This window comes from Stenotrophomonas sp. YJH_SMC_4 (genome assembly GCF_059371575.1).
On the sequence record NZ_JCAFUR010000005.1, the window covers coordinates 257,809 to 271,250 of the forward strand.

Here is a 13,442-nt window from a genome sequence, read left to right on the forward strand (position 1 = left end):
GTAACGCGAGGCTTCTACGATTCCGCCGCTGCTGCTCTTCGACGCCGCCCTTCGGCGTCCAGCGTGCCCAAGGAATCCGCCTCCATGCCGTCCCACGCTCCGCTTCGCCGCAATCTGCTGGCCCTGCTGGTCTGTGCTTCGCTGCCGTCGCTGGCTGTCGCTGAAACCGCCCCGGCGACCGACGCGCAGTCGGCCACGACCCTCGATTCGATCTCGGTGATCGGCCGCGGCGAAGCCCGCCAGGTGCAGCGCGTGACCGCCGAGGACATGAAGGTCCTGCCGCCCGGTGCCAACCCGCTGAAGCTGCTGGCGGCCAAGCCGGGCGTGCATTTCGAATCGGCCGATGCCACCGGCGCCTACGAATGGTCCACCAGCATCAGCCTGCGTGGCTTCAACCAGAATCGCCTGGGCTACACCCTCGATGGCATTCCGCTGGGCAACATGGCCTACGGCAACAGCAACGGCCTGCACATCAGCCGCGCGGTGATCAGCGAGAACCTGGGCGGTGCGGAGGTCTCCACCGGCATTGGTGCGCTGGGTACGCCGTCCACCAGCAACCTCGGCGGCGTGTTCCAGTTCTACTCGATCGATCCGTCCACCGAATATGGGGTCGTGCTGGCACAGAGCTTCGGCAGCGACAATGCGCGCCGCAGCTATGCACGCCTCGATACCGGCGACCACCAGGGCTTTGCCGCTTACCTGTCCGGCGTGTATTCCGAAGGCGACAAGTGGAAGGGCAAGGGCTCGCAGGAACTGAAGCAGTTCAACGGCAAGGCCACCTACAACTTCGGCACGGACAGCAGGATCACCGCGCTGTTCAACGCTTCGCGCCGCGTCGAGGCCGACTACCAGGACCTGTCGCTGGAGATGATCGATCGCCTCGGCTGGGACTGGGACAACTACGCGCCGGACTGGGATCGCGCGGTGGCTGCTGCACGCGGAAAGTACAGTGGTGGCGTCAACAGCCCGTGGGACGCCTATTACTCCGGTCACGGCCTGCGCAATGACGATGTGTCCAGCATTGCCGGTGATTTCGGCCTGAACGAGTCGATGCGCCTGAAGGTCAACGTCTACAACCACAGCAACCGTGGCCAGGGCCACTGGTTCAGCCCGTCCAATCCGTCCAACCCGGGCACCAGCCGCGAGATCCCGATCTCGATCCGCACCACCGAGTATGCGATTGACCGCACCGGCGTGACCTCGGCGTTCACCTGGAACGTGGCGGGCCACGAACTGGAGGCGGGCCTGTGGTACGAAGACAACGGCCACAGCGTGCAGCGCAACTTCTACTACATCGACGGCCCGATCACCGACGACTTCTTCCTGCGCAATCCGGACCAGCGCGTGTGGCACCAGCGCTACACCACCATCACCCGCCAGTTCTACGTGCAGGACCGCTTCCGCCTGTTCGATGACCGCCTGACCATCGACATCGGCGCGAAGTCGCCGCACACCCGCACCCGCGTGCGCACGCCGCTGGGCAGCTATGCCAACAACAGCAGCCTGACCTCGAAGAAGGGCCTGCTCCCGCAGGCGGGCTTCAACTTCAAGCTCAACGAGGGCAACGAGATCTTCGGCTCGTTCGCCAAGAACGTGGCCGCCTACGCGCTGGGCGTGGGCAGCCCGTTCAACGTGCCGCAGGCCGCCTTCGATGCCAGCGCGAAGAACCTGAAACCGGAACAGTCGCGCACCATCGAGCTGGGCTGGCGCGGCTACGGCCAGGGCTATGAAGCCTCGGTAGCGGTGTACGACGTCAAGTTCGACAACCGTCTGCTGGCCATCGCGCAGTGCGTGGGCATCCTCGGTTGCCCGGCGCTGTTCTCCAACGTCGGTTCGGTAACCAGCCGCGGCGCCGAGGCGACCCTGCAGCTGAAGCCGATGCAGGACCTGTCCTGGTCCAACGCGCTGTCGTGGAATGACAGCACCTACGACAACGACTACGTCAACAACGGCGTGGTGCCGACCCGCGGCAAGAAGACCGTCGACACCCCGGAATGGATGTTCGCCAGCACCCTGGCCTGGACCCCGGGCCCGTGGGACCTGCGCCTGGCCGCCAACCATGTCGGCAAGCGTTACGTGACCTATACCAACGACGTGTCGGTGCCCAGCTACTGGCTGGTCAACGCTTCGGTGGCCTATGACTTCGGCAAGCTCGGCCCGGCGCAGAACCTGACCGTGGCGCTGAACCTGACCAACCTGACCGACAAGCGCTACCTGTCCTCGATCAACACCAACGGCACCTACGCCGCCGACCCGACCCGCAGCCTGGCGACCATGCAGGTTGGCGCGCCGCGGCAGGTGATGGCCACCGCCACCGTGCACTTCTGATGCGCGGCCCCGTCGATCCGGAAAGCCGTCGTCGCCTGTTGCGCATGGCGTGGCAGGGCACGGGGGCGGCGATCGCACTGGCGGCGATGCCGGGGCTGGCCACGGCCGGCCCACGCCCGCGGTTGGGGCGTGATCCGTTCACCCTGGGCGTCGCCGCCGGCGATCCGGATCCGCAGGGAGCCGTACTGTGGACGCGTCTGGCGCCGGACCCGCTCAACGGCGGCGGCATGCCATCGCGGGCGGTGCCGGTGCGCTGGTTCGTGGCCGAAGACCCGGGCATGCGCCGGCTGGTGCAGCGTGGCGTCGCCGCGGCGGTGCCCGAGCTGGCCCATTCGGTGCACGTGGAGGTCAATGGCCTGCGCCCAGGCCGCGACTACTACTACCGTTTTGCCTGCGACGGTGACGAGGAAAGCGCGGTCGGCCACTTCCGCACCGCGCCGCTGCCCGACACGCAGCTGCAGCAGCTGCGGCTGGCCCTGTGCACCTGCCAGGCCTGGAACAGTGGCTACTACCCGGTGCTGCGCGATATCGCAAAGAGTGATGTCGACCTGGTGCTGCATGCCGGTGACTACCTGTACGAGTACAGCCCACTGCAGAACGCGCGTGGTCTCACGCTGGATGCGGAACGCTTCAGTGGCGAGACCGTCGGCCTGGAGCGCTACCGCGACCAGTACGCGCTGTACAAGCTCGATCCCGATCTGCAGGCCGCGCACGCCGCCCACGCGTTCGCGGTGATCTGGGACGACCACGAAGTGCAGAACGATTACTCGGGCATCCATCCGGAGAAGCCCGGCGTCTCGACGGAGGACTTCATCGTTCGCCGCGCGGCGGCCTACCGCGCGTTCTACGAACACCTGCCGATGCGTAGTACGCCTGCGGGCAACGGTGGCCTGCGCGTGCATCGGCGCCTGCGTTACGGCGATCTGGCACAGCTTGCGCTGCTCGACTGCCGCCAGTTCCGTCCGGCCAATCCCTGCGGGGTGGGCGAGTCGCCGCGCTGCGACGCTGCGTTGGATCCACGCATTAGCATGCTGGGCGTGGGCCAGGAAGCCTGGTTCGCGCAGTCGATGGCGGCCGCACGCGGCACGCGCTGGAACGTGGTGGTGCAGCAGCTGCTGATGGCGCAGCTGCGGCTGGACGGCGGCACGGCGCGAGAGCGCTTCTGGAACGATGCCTGGGACGGCTATCCCGCCGCACGCAAGCGGTTGCTGCAGGCGATGCAGGCAGGCGGGCAGGGCAATGCCATCGTGCTCGGTGGTGACTGGCATTCCACCTTCGTCAACGACCTGAAGCTGGATTTCGACGCGGCCAGCGCGCCGGTCGTCGCCACCGAATTCATCGCGCCGGCGATCAGCAGCGGCGGCGACGACACACCGTACGGGCCGTACTATGGGCCGTCGATAGCGCAGAACCCGCACATCCGCTATTTCGACGGTGACCGCCGCGGCTGGTGGAAGCTGCAGCTGAACCGGCAGACCGTGGATGCGGAGCTGCGCTTCGCCGACAGCGTGCTGCGCGCGGATGCGCCGGTGCGCACTGCGGCGCGCTTCCAGGTCACCCACGGCCGCCCGGGCGCAGTGCCGGTGTGAATCCGTTCGGTCGTGCCGACCGCTGGCCGGCAACCTGATCAATCTTCGGTTTCCCCACCACCGGATTCATCGCCCCGAGCCGGGTTTCGTCGCAAACCGTTTGCGGGCGGCCAGAGCGGGGCGCCAAGGTGTCCGCAGGCGGCAAGGTGCCGCCACAAGGAGACCGTGATGAAGACCCTGTTCGCGCTCGGTGTGTGGTGCCTGCTGTTCGTGCTGTGCTGGCCGCTGGCGATCCTCGCCCTGATCGCCTGGCCGTTCGTGTGGCTGCTGAGCCTGCCGTTCCGCCTGGTCGGCATCACCTTCTCGGCGCTGTTTGCGTTCCTGCGCGCGCTGTTCATGCTGCCCGCGCGCCTGCTCGGCGGCGGCCCGGTGGCGGCATGAGGGCTGTGTTGCTGGTCGCGCTGGCATTGCTCGCGGGGCCGGCACTGGCCACACCGGTCCCGCCGTCCGCATGGCTGGAACGCCAGCAGGCCGCCGCTGCCGATGAGGCGGATGCGGCAGCGGCCAAGGCGGTCAAACCCAAGGAGCGCTGCCGGGTGGTGAAGGAGTGGAAGGCCGGTGAAACCGTGGCCCAGCACCGCATCTGTGACGATCCGCCGAAGAAGCCGGCTGGAAAGGTGTAGAACCGAGCCCACGCTCGGCTTCACCCTCCGCGGCTGCCGACCGGAGAGCCGAGCATGGGCTTGGCTCTGCAGGAAAACGGGCAACAAAAAACCCCGCCAAGGCGGGGTTTTTCGTCTGCAGGTGAGTGCCGACCAACGGTCGGCACCGACCATGATGCCGATCAGTTCGCCTTGTGGATGGCGCGCTTGCTGACCGCCATCGCCGCGTCGTGGATCACTTCCGACAGCGACGGGTGGGCGTGGCAGATGCGGGCCAGGTCATCGGCCGAGCCACTGAACTCCATGGTCAGCACGCCTTCGTGCACCAGCTCGGAGACGTTGGCGCCGACCAGGTGCATGCCGAGGATGCGATCGGTTTCGGCATGGGCCAGGATCTTCACGAAGCCCGCCGGCTCGATCATCGCCACGGCACGGCCGTTGGCGGCGAACGGGAAGCTGCCGGCCTTGTAAGGGATGCCTTCGGCCTTCAGCTGGGCTTCGGTCTTGCCGACCCACGCCAGTTCCGGCTCGGTGTAGATGACCCACGGGATGGTGTCGAAGTTGACGTGGCCCGGCAGGCCGGCGATCAGCTCAGCCACCGCGATGCCTTCCTCGAAGCCCTTGTGCGCCAGCATCGGGCCGCGCACGCAGTCGCCGACCGCCCACACGCCGTTGACGCCGGTGTGGCAGTGCGCGTCGACTTCGATCTGGCCGCGCTCGTTGATCTTGACGCCGGTGCCTTCGGCCAGCAGGCCCTTGGTGGCGGCGCGACGGCCAACGGCCACCAGCAGCTTGTCCACGGTCAGGGTCTTTTCGCCTTCAGCGTCGGTGTAGGTGACGATGACTTCCTTCTTCTTGCCCTTGCCGGTGATCTCGGTCTTGGAAACCTTGGCATTGAGCTTGATGTCCAGGCCCTGCTTCTTGAATTCCTTGGCAGCGGTCTTGGCCACTTCGGCGTCGGCAGCCGCCAGGAACTCCGGCATGGCTTCGAGGATGGTGACTTCCGCGCCCAGGCGCTTCCACACGCTGCCCAGTTCCAGGCCGATGACGCCGGCGCCGATCACCGCCAGGCGGTTCGGCACTTCGGTGAAGTCCAGGCCGCCGACGTTGTCGACGATGGTCTCGCCGTCGAACTTGGCGAACGGCAGCTCGATCGAATCCGAGCCGGCCGCGATGATGACGTTGGTGCCCTTCAGCTCGACGATGGAACCGTCATGCTGGGTGACCTTGACCACGTTGCCCGGCTGCAGTTCGCCAAAACCATAATAGGCAGCGACCTTGTTGGCCTTGAACAGCATGCCGATGCCGCCGGTGAACTGCTTGACGATCTTGTCCTTGCGGCCAACCATCGCCTCGACGTCGATCTTGGCATCCTTGAAGCTGATGCCGTGGTCGCCAAAGATGTGGCCCATGTTCCAGAACTGGCGCGAGGAATCCAGCAGCGCCTTGGACGGGATGCAGCCCACGCGCAGGCAGGTGCCGCCGAGGGCCGGCTTGCCGTCCTTGCCCAGCGCCGCGTCGATGCAGGCGGTCTTCAGGCCCAGCTGGGCCGCGCGGATGGCAGCGTGGTAACCGGCCGGGCCGGCACCGATGACGACGACGTCGAATTGTTCAGCCATTGAATTATTCCTTGATGCATTACCAGAACCCCTCCGCGCAGGCGCGGAGGGGCGGGAGGTGTCTTACAGGCCGAACAGCATGCGGCCCGGGTTTTCCAGCTGGTTCTTGATGTCCACCAGGAACTGCACCGAATCCTTGCCGTCGATGATGCGGTGGTCGTACGACAGCGCCAGGTACATCATCGGCGCGATCACGACCTGGCCGTTCTGGGCGATCGGACGCTCCTTGATGGCGTGCATGCCCAGGATGGCGCTCTGCGGCGGGTTGATGATCGGGGTCGACAGCAGCGAACCGAAGGTGCCGCCGTTGGTCACGGTGAAGGTGCCGCCCTGCAGTTCATCCAGGCCCAGCTTGCCGTCACGCGCCTTCTTGGCGTAGTCGGCGATGGTCTTCTCGATGTCGGCGAACGACATGCGCTCGACATTGCGCAGGACCGGGGTGACCAGGCCCTTTTCGGTCGAGACGGCGATCGAGATGTCCGAGTAGCCGTGGTAGATGATGTCGTCGCCGTCGATCGAGGCGTTGACCAGCGGGAAGCGCTGCAGCGCGTTGGCGGCGGCCTTCACGAAGAAGCTCATGAAGCCCAGCTTGATGCCGTGGGCCTTGACGAACTCGTCCTGCAGTTCCTTGCGCGCCGCCGACACCTTGGACAGGTCGACTTCGTTGAAGGTGGTCAGCATGGCGGTGGAGTTCTTCGACTCCATCAGGCGCTCGGCAATGCGCTTGCGGATGCGGGTCATCGGCACGCGCTCTTCCGGACGTGCACCACCGGCCTTGCCGGCGCCGCCGTTGCGGGCGAAGTTGACGATGTCTTCCTTGGTCACCGCGCCGCGACGGCCGGTGCCGTCGACGTCGGCCGGGTTCACGCCTTCGGTGATGGCGGTGAAGCGGGCGCCCGGCGGCAGCGCATCGGCGGCCGACTTGGCGGCCGGGGCCGGAGCGGCGGCAGCGGCCGGAGCAGCAGCGGCCGGGGCAGCGGCTGCAGCCGGAGCGGCTTCGGCAGCCGGAGCCGGGGCAGCAGCCACGGCGCCTTCTTCGATGATCGCCACGACCTGGCTGGAGGTCACGGTCGAGCCTTCGGCGAACTTGATTTCCTTCAGCACGCCGTCGACCGGCGACGGCACTTCCAGGACGACCTTGTCGGTTTCCAGGTCAAGCAGGTTTTCGTCGCGCTTGACGGCGTCGCCCACCTTCTTGTGCCAGGTGGCGATGGTGCCGTCGGCGACGGATTCGGGCAGTACCGGGGCTTTGACTTCGGTGGCCATTGCGGGAGCTTCCTGGTTTGTCTTCTAAATAGGGGGAGGATTATTCAGCGAACGTGTCGTTGAACGGGTTGACCAGCGCGTCGGCGATCAGCTGCTGCTGTTCGCGGACGTGGTCAGCCATGTGACCGGCAGCCGGCGACGCCGAACGTGCGCGACCGGCGTAGTGCAGGTTCTGGCCGTCGGCCAGGCAGAACTGCAGGTGGTGGCGGATCTGGTACCACGCACCCTGGTTCTGCGGTTCTTCCTGCGTCCACACCACGTCGGTGGCCTTGCCGTACTTCTTCAGCTCGGCAGCCAGCAGCGCACGCGGGAACGGATACAGCTGCTCCACGCGGATGATCGCCACGTCGTCCTGGCCACGCTTGGTCTGGTCTTCCAGCAGGTCGTAGTAGACCTTGCCCGAGCACAGCACCACGCGCTTGACCTTCTTGGCGTCCGCACTGGCGTCGCCGATCAGGTGCTGGAACTCGCCGTTGGCCAGTTCGTCCAGGGTCGACACGGCCAGCTTGTGGCGCAGCAGCGACTTCGGCGACATCACCACCAGCGGCTTGCGGGTGGTCAGGTGCAGCTGGCGGCGCAGCATGTGGAAGGCCTGTGCCGGGGTGGACGGAACCACCACCAGCATGTTCTCCAGTGCACACAGCTGCAGGAAGCGCTCCAGGCGCGCCGAGCTGTGCTCCGGACCTTGCCCTTCATAGCCATGCGGCAGCAGCAGGGTCAGGCCGGAAATGCGGCCCCACTTGGCTTCACCGGCGGCGATGAACTGGTCGATCACCACCTGGGCGCCGTTGGCGAAGTCGCCGAACTGGCCCTCCCAGATGCACAGCGTGTTCGGATCGGTGGTGGAGAAGCCGTACTCGTAGGCCATCACCGCTTCTTCGCTCAGCAGCGAATCGATGACGGTGGCCTTCTCCGGCGAATCCACCAGCTGCCGCAGCGGCATGTAGTAGTTGTCGGTCTTCTGGTCGTGCAGGATCGCGTGGCGGTGGGTGAACGTACCGCGACCGACGTCCTGGCCGACCAGGCGCAGTGCGTGGCCTTCGTCGAGCAGGGTGGCGTAGGCCAGGTTCTCGGCAAAGCCCCAGTCGCCCGGGATCTCGCCGGCGGCCATCTTGCGGCGGTCGTCATAGACCTTGGCCACGCGCGAGTGCAGCTGCACGTCTTCGGGAATGGTGTTGATCAGCTTGGCCAGTTCGACCAGCTTGTTCTTCTCGACCTTGGTCGAGACCGGGTCGGACAGCTTGCCTTCCAGCAGCTTCGGCCAATCGACGAACAGCGGGCTGGTCGGCGGGGTCTTCTCGACCTTGGCCAGCTCGGTGGTCACCTCACCGGCATCGAGCTTCTCGCGGTAGGCATCGACCATCGCCTTGCCGGCACCGGCAGCGATCACGCCTGCCTTTTCCAGCTGCTCGGCGTACATCTCGCGGGTGGTCGGGTGCTTGCGGATCACCTGGTACATCAGCGGCTGGGTGATCGCCGGCTCGTCGGCCTCGTTGTGGCCCCAACGGCGGTAGCACATCAGGTCGATGACCACGTCCTTGGCGAACTTCTGGCGGAACTCGAAGGCCAGCTGCGCGGCGAACACCACCGCTTCCGGATCATCGCCGTTCACGTGCAGCACCGGGGCGGCGATCATCTTCGCCACGTCGGTGGCGTAGCGCGTGGAGCGCGTGTCCAGCGGGTTGGAGGTGGTGAAGCCGACCTGGTTGTTGACCACGATGTGCACGGTGCCGCCGACGGCGAAGCCGCGGGCCTGCGACATCTGGAACAGCTCCATGACCACGCCCTGGCCCGAGAAGGCCGCATCGCCGTGGATCAGGATCGGCATGACCTGCTTGCGTGCGGTGTCCTTGCGGCGCTCCTGGCGCGAACGCACGGAACCGGCCACGACCGGGTCGGCGATTTCCAGGTGCGACGGGTTGAACGCCAGCGCCAGGTGCACCGGGCCGCCGTCGGTAGCCACGTCGGCCGAGAAGCCCATGTGGTACTTCACGTCGCCGGCAGAAGCGTGCTCGTCGTGCTCGAACTTGCCTTCGAACTCGTCGAACAGCTTGCGCGGGTTCTTGCCGAGGGTGTTGACCAGCACGTTCAGGCGGCCGCGGTGGGCCATGCCGATCACCACGTCCTTGACGCCATCCTTGCCGGCGTTGCGGATGATGGTGTCCATCATCGGGATCAGCGAGTCGCCGCCTTCCAGCGAGAAGCGCTTCTGGCCGACGTACTTGGTGTGCAGGTAGCGCTCCAGGCCTTCGGCCGCGGTCAGGCGCTCCAGGGTGCGGCGCTGGGTGTCAGCGTCCAGCTGGTAGTTGCCGCCGGCTGCTTCCAGCTTCTTGTAGATCCACTGGCGCTGCTCGACCTCGGAGATGTGCATGAACTCCGCACCGATCGAGCCGGTGTAGGTCGCCTTCAGGCGTGCCAGCAGGTCGCGCAGCTTCATGCGCGGCTGGCCACCGACGCCGCCGGTGCTGAACTCGCTGTTGAGGTCGGCATCGGACAGGCTGTGGAACGGCAGGCCCAGGTCCGGGGTGTTGACCGGCGCGGCCAGGCCCAGCGGATCGAGGCGGGCGTCCAGGTGGCCGCGCGAGCGGTAGGCGGTGATCAGACGACCGACATTGCGTTCACGCTCGTCGCCCGCACCGTTGCCGGTGCCGGCCTTCAGCGCTTCCTTGGCCGCGTCCGCAATGTGGGAGATGACGGCCGAGTGCGGAATGTCGCCTGCTTCGCGGCCCTTGAAGCCGTCGAAGTAGGTCTTCCATTTGGGATCGACACTGTCCGGGGAGACCAGGTACTGCTCGTACAGGTCCTCGACATAGGAGGCGTTGCCGCCGGCGAGCTGCGAAGATTGCGCAAACTGCTTCAGTTGATTGTCCACGATGGAGGGTGTTGATTCGCTTTGTGGGGTATGGCTTCAGAAGGACCCGGCAGGAAGATGAATAGCCCTGCGCGGGCGCGTTCAAACAGCCAAATTGTACCCCCATCCGGACAGGAAGGGGCACCAAAACGGGCATCCCGGGTCCCCCGGTGCCGCTTCCAGACAGGTTGAGTGGGCGGTACCCGCTCAGATGCCGAGCGCACGCAGTTCGCTGCAATCGCGCGAACGGTCCCAGACCCGCTGCAATTGCTGCTCGAACGGCTGCGAACGTGCAGGCAGTGCGACGCCTGCCTCGCCGTCGAGGCGATGACCGATCAGACGAAAGTAGAAGTCGCCGGCGTCGTTGAGCAGGCAGGCCGAGGCCAGCGCACGGTCGACCGGATCGGTGGCCTCGCGGAACTGGATCACACTGGGCAGGCGTTGAGCCAAGGCCAGCAGCGGCGCCCCGGCAGACGCGATGGCGGCGGCGTCGTGCACGATCACCCGCAGCTGCTTGTCGTGGCGGGCGGTGACGAAGCGGCGCAGGGCGGCCTGTACCGGCGGCGCGTCGAGCAGTCCCGGGTCCAGCTGACGGCTGTGCAGCCACACTTGGCGGCGGGCGCGGTGGACGATGGCCGTGGTGATGGCCACCGCCTGCTCGCGGCTGTCGATGGCACTGGCCGCGCCCAACCGGCGGCGCATCTGCTGGTGGCCGATGCCGGCCTCCTCGAATACCTCGCCTTCCGGCAGGAAGCCCTGGCGGGCATAGAAATCGCGGGCGGGCAGCTGGGCGTGCAGGTGCAGCTCGGCCAGGCCGAGCCTGCGCCCGGCATCGACCAGTGCCTCCAGCAGGGCCTCACCGACCCCGTGGCTGCGATGGCTGGCCAACACCGCCATGCGGCCGATGCGGCCGTCCGGGGCCAGCCGACCGGTGCCGACCGGCTGGTTGTCACTGTCCAGCGCCAGCACATGGGCGCTGAGCGGGTCCAGCGCATCGCGTTCCAGTTCGGCGGCGGTGCCCTGTTCCTGCACGAACACGCGTTGGCGCACGTCGTGGATGGCAACGTGGGCGTCGGCGTGGCTGACCTGCTGGACCCGGACCATGGCAGGGCTCAGGCGCGACCGTCGTCGCTGTCGTCTTCGTCGTGATCCTCGAAGTTGACGATGACCTCGATGCCGTCGTCGTGCACGGTCACGGTGTGGACATCGTCGGACACCGCCTCGGCGTCGATCGCGTCGACACGGTCACGGCCTTCGACCACTTCGCCGAGCACCACGGCGTCTTCGCCGTCATCCTCATCTTCAGCGTCATACACCTCGTTCGGATCGATCAGCTGGAACACGCCACCGACCAACAGCTGCTGGACCACCGCGCGGCCCTTGTCGGACAGGCCGCGATAGGCGGCGGCATCGAGCTGCTCGGCGCCGGCCAGGCGCTGCGCGTCCTTCACCGGCAGCGCGAAGTCCTGGCCACTGACGTACAGGCTGGCGCCGCGCTTGGCCCGGCGCCAGGCCAGGCGTGCCCACGGATGACGCTGCAGCAGCAGGCCCGAGGCCAGGGCCTGGACCACTTCCTCCGCTGCCGGTGCGGCCTGGTGAGCCATCACTTCGCCGGCCGCGCGGTAGGTGGTGATGAAACGGCCGAACCAGTCACCCAGCTTGTCCGGATCGTTCATGCGGATGGCGTTGAGCGCGGTGATCACCCGCGCCATCGCCACCGTGTCGATCTCGTTCGGGTCGGCCGGCACCTTCAGGTCGGCATCCTGGTAGCGGATGTTCTCGTCGGCGTCGGCGATCAGGGTGTCCAGGTAGTCGCTGATCAGCTCGGCCGAGGACGGCGCACGCATGCCGAAGGAGAAGGTCAGGCAGGGGTCTTCAGCGACGCCGTGGTGCGGCACGTTCGGCGGCAGGTACAGCATGTCGCCCGGCGCCAGCACCCAGTCGTGGGTCGGCTTGAACACCTTCAGCAGCTTCAGTTCCACGTCCGGGCGGAAGCCCAGCGGCGGCTGCCTGCCCTTGATCGATTCGCTGGCATCGATCTGCCAGCGGCGGTGGCCGTGGGCCTGCAGCAGGAATACGTCGTACTGGTCGACGTGGGCGCCGACCGAGCCGCCGGTGGCGGCGAAGCTGATCATCACGTCATCCATGCGCCAGCGCGGCAGGAAGCTGAAGTGCTCGATCAGGGCGCGCACGTCCGGGTCCCACTTGTCCACGTCCTGTACCAGCAGGGTCCAGTCATGGTCGGGCAGGGCGGGGAACACGTCTTCCTGGAACGGGCCGGTACGCACGCGCCAGCCGTCCTGGGTCTTGTCGTGCTCGATCAGGCGCGCCAGCACGCCTTCTTCGCAGGCCAGCCCGGCCAGGTCTTCCGGCTGCACCGGGGTCTGGAAGTCGGGGAAGGCGTTGCGGATCAGCAGCGGGCGCTTCTGCCAGAAGTCGCGCAGGAAGGTGGCCGGCGCCATGCCCAGCGGCTGGCCGGGGCGGGCGGTGACTTCGATGAGGGGGGCGGAGGACTTGCGGGCGGCCATGGGGGAATCCTTGCAGCGGAAAGCGGGAGGGGCGGCGCAGCGGGCCGCCTGAGATCTCCATTGTCCGCCGTTCGTGGGGATTGCGCACGTGCGCGGGATTGTCGCGGGGTGTCCGGCCAACGGCGGAGCCCCTCGTGGCGGGGTGGGTTCACAAGCAAAAGCCGCGCTTGGCCGGGCGGGTGGGCTGCGCGGGGGACGCTGCAAGTACGTCCCTGTAAGCTTGGCCGCCGCATCCATGCGGCGGACACCCCCGCGCAGCCCACCCGCCCGGCCCCTGGCAGTTTCCTGCGCGGCCCGCCACGGAATGGAAGAAGAAAAGCAAAAGCAACAGCGGGTCGCGCGCTGCGCTTGCTCGTGCCAAAACAAAAGAGGGACGCGGCGAAGCCGCGTCCCTCTTTCAAATTCCGTCCCGACAACCCAATGCTCTTCGATCCGTCACCGGGAATCTGTCAGAGGTGGGGCGGGTTGGGTTCGCGGGGGTGTCCGCGGCATGGATGCCGCGGCCAAGCCCCCAGGGATGAAGTGACCCCCGAGACTTGGACGGGGTCAGGCGGCCGATTGGGCCCGCTCCCGGTACTCTACCGGGCTCAGACCTTTCAGTTTCAGTTTGATGCGCTCCTGGTTGTAGTACTGGATGTATTCCACCAGCCCAGCCTCCA

General features: G+C 66.9%; 10 protein-coding genes. 4 read left to right on the top strand and 6 right to left on the bottom strand.

Going from position 1 to position 13,442, the window contains the following annotated elements; genetic code table 11:
- Nucleotides 1-84: 84 nt before the first annotated feature.
- From AC5P9F_RS11000 to AC5P9F_RS11015, 4 genes are all read left to right on the top strand, one after another.
- Nucleotides 85-2,328: a TonB-dependent receptor family protein gene (locus AC5P9F_RS11000; RefSeq protein WP_060380295.1), complete on the top strand. Its 2,244-nt coding sequence runs from the start codon at nucleotides 85-87 to the stop codon at nucleotides 2,326-2,328.
- Nucleotides 2,328-3,917 carry an alkaline phosphatase D family protein gene (locus tag AC5P9F_RS11005; protein WP_099498128.1) on the top strand — a complete coding sequence of 530 codons (1,590 nt, stop codon included), beginning with the start codon at nucleotides 2,328-2,330 and terminating at the stop codon, nucleotides 3,915-3,917. The genes AC5P9F_RS11000 and AC5P9F_RS11005 overlap by 1 nt, the downstream gene beginning before the upstream one ends.
- A 168-nt stretch (nucleotides 3,918-4,085) precedes the next feature.
- Nucleotides 4,086-4,298 carry a hypothetical protein gene (locus AC5P9F_RS11010; RefSeq protein ID WP_005410275.1) on the top strand — a complete coding sequence of 71 codons (213 nt, stop codon included), beginning with the start codon at nucleotides 4,086-4,088 and terminating at the stop codon, nucleotides 4,296-4,298.
- Complete coding sequence (locus AC5P9F_RS11015) at nucleotides 4,295-4,540, top strand: hypothetical protein (RefSeq protein WP_005410274.1); 246 nt, start codon at nucleotides 4,295-4,297, stop codon at nucleotides 4,538-4,540. The genes AC5P9F_RS11010 and AC5P9F_RS11015 overlap by 4 nt, the downstream gene beginning before the upstream one ends.
- 161 nt (nucleotides 4,541-4,701) lie before the next feature.
- Here AC5P9F_RS11015 and lpdA read toward each other — a convergent pair whose 3' ends face one another.
- From lpdA to AC5P9F_RS11045, 6 genes are all read right to left on the bottom strand, one after another.
- Nucleotides 4,702-6,138, bottom strand: coding sequence for a dihydrolipoyl dehydrogenase (lpdA, locus tag AC5P9F_RS11020; RefSeq protein ID WP_005410273.1), 1,437 nt, complete (start codon nucleotides 6,136-6,138; stop codon nucleotides 4,702-4,704).
- A 63-nt stretch (nucleotides 6,139-6,201) separates the two neighbouring features.
- On the bottom strand, nucleotides 6,202-7,404 hold the full coding sequence (gene sucB, locus AC5P9F_RS11025; RefSeq protein WP_005410272.1) for a dihydrolipoyllysine-residue succinyltransferase: 1,203 nt from the start codon (nucleotides 7,402-7,404) through the stop codon (nucleotides 6,202-6,204).
- Nucleotides 7,405-7,444: 40 nt separating this feature from the next.
- Nucleotides 7,445-10,276 (bottom strand): 2-oxoglutarate dehydrogenase E1 component, encoded by a 2,832-nt coding sequence (locus tag AC5P9F_RS11030; protein WP_005413939.1) that lies wholly within the window; start codon nucleotides 10,274-10,276, stop codon nucleotides 7,445-7,447.
- Nucleotides 10,277-10,462: 186 nt separating this feature from the next.
- Nucleotides 10,463-11,359 carry a GNAT family N-acetyltransferase gene (locus AC5P9F_RS11035; RefSeq protein WP_043034712.1) on the bottom strand — a complete coding sequence of 299 codons (897 nt, stop codon included), beginning with the start codon at nucleotides 11,357-11,359 and terminating at the stop codon, nucleotides 10,463-10,465.
- An 8-nt stretch (nucleotides 11,360-11,367) separates the two neighbouring features.
- The gene (locus tag AC5P9F_RS11040) at nucleotides 11,368-12,783 is read right to left on the bottom strand and encodes a ribosomal protein uL16 3-hydroxylase (protein ID WP_012480783.1); all 1,416 of its coding nucleotides are present in this window, start codon (nucleotides 12,781-12,783) and stop codon (nucleotides 11,368-11,370) included.
- A gap of 546 nt (nucleotides 12,784-13,329) precedes the next feature.
- On the bottom strand, nucleotides 13,330-13,442 hold a 113-nt coding region (locus AC5P9F_RS11045), incomplete at its 5' end, for an IS3 family transposase (protein WP_495201421.1).

What these genes read in the sequence shown, in the direction of transcription:
- AC5P9F_RS11000 (WP_060380295.1), top strand. Translation starts at nt 85, where the DNA reads ATGCCGTCCCACGCTCCGCTTCGCCGCAATCTGCTGGCCCTGCTGGTC.
- AC5P9F_RS11005 (WP_099498128.1), top strand. Translation starts at nt 2,328, where the DNA reads ATGCGCGGCCCCGTCGATCCGGAAAGCCGTCGTCGCCTGTTGCGCATG.
- AC5P9F_RS11010 (WP_005410275.1), top strand. Translation starts at nt 4,086, where the DNA reads ATGAAGACCCTGTTCGCGCTCGGTGTGTGGTGCCTGCTGTTCGTGCTG.
- AC5P9F_RS11015 (WP_005410274.1), top strand. Translation starts at nt 4,295, where the DNA reads ATGAGGGCTGTGTTGCTGGTCGCGCTGGCATTGCTCGCGGGGCCGGCA.
- lpdA (WP_005410273.1), bottom strand. Translation starts at nt 6,138, where the DNA reads ATGGCTGAACAATTCGACGTCGTCGTCATCGGTGCCGGCCCGGCCGGT.
- sucB (WP_005410272.1), bottom strand. Translation starts at nt 7,404, where the DNA reads ATGGCCACCGAAGTCAAAGCCCCGGTACTGCCCGAATCCGTCGCCGAC.
- AC5P9F_RS11035 (WP_043034712.1), bottom strand. Translation starts at nt 11,359, where the DNA reads ATGGTCCGGGTCCAGCAGGTCAGCCACGCCGACGCCCACGTTGCCATC.
- AC5P9F_RS11040 (WP_012480783.1), bottom strand. Translation starts at nt 12,783, where the DNA reads ATGGCCGCCCGCAAGTCCTCCGCCCCCCTCATCGAAGTCACCGCCCGC.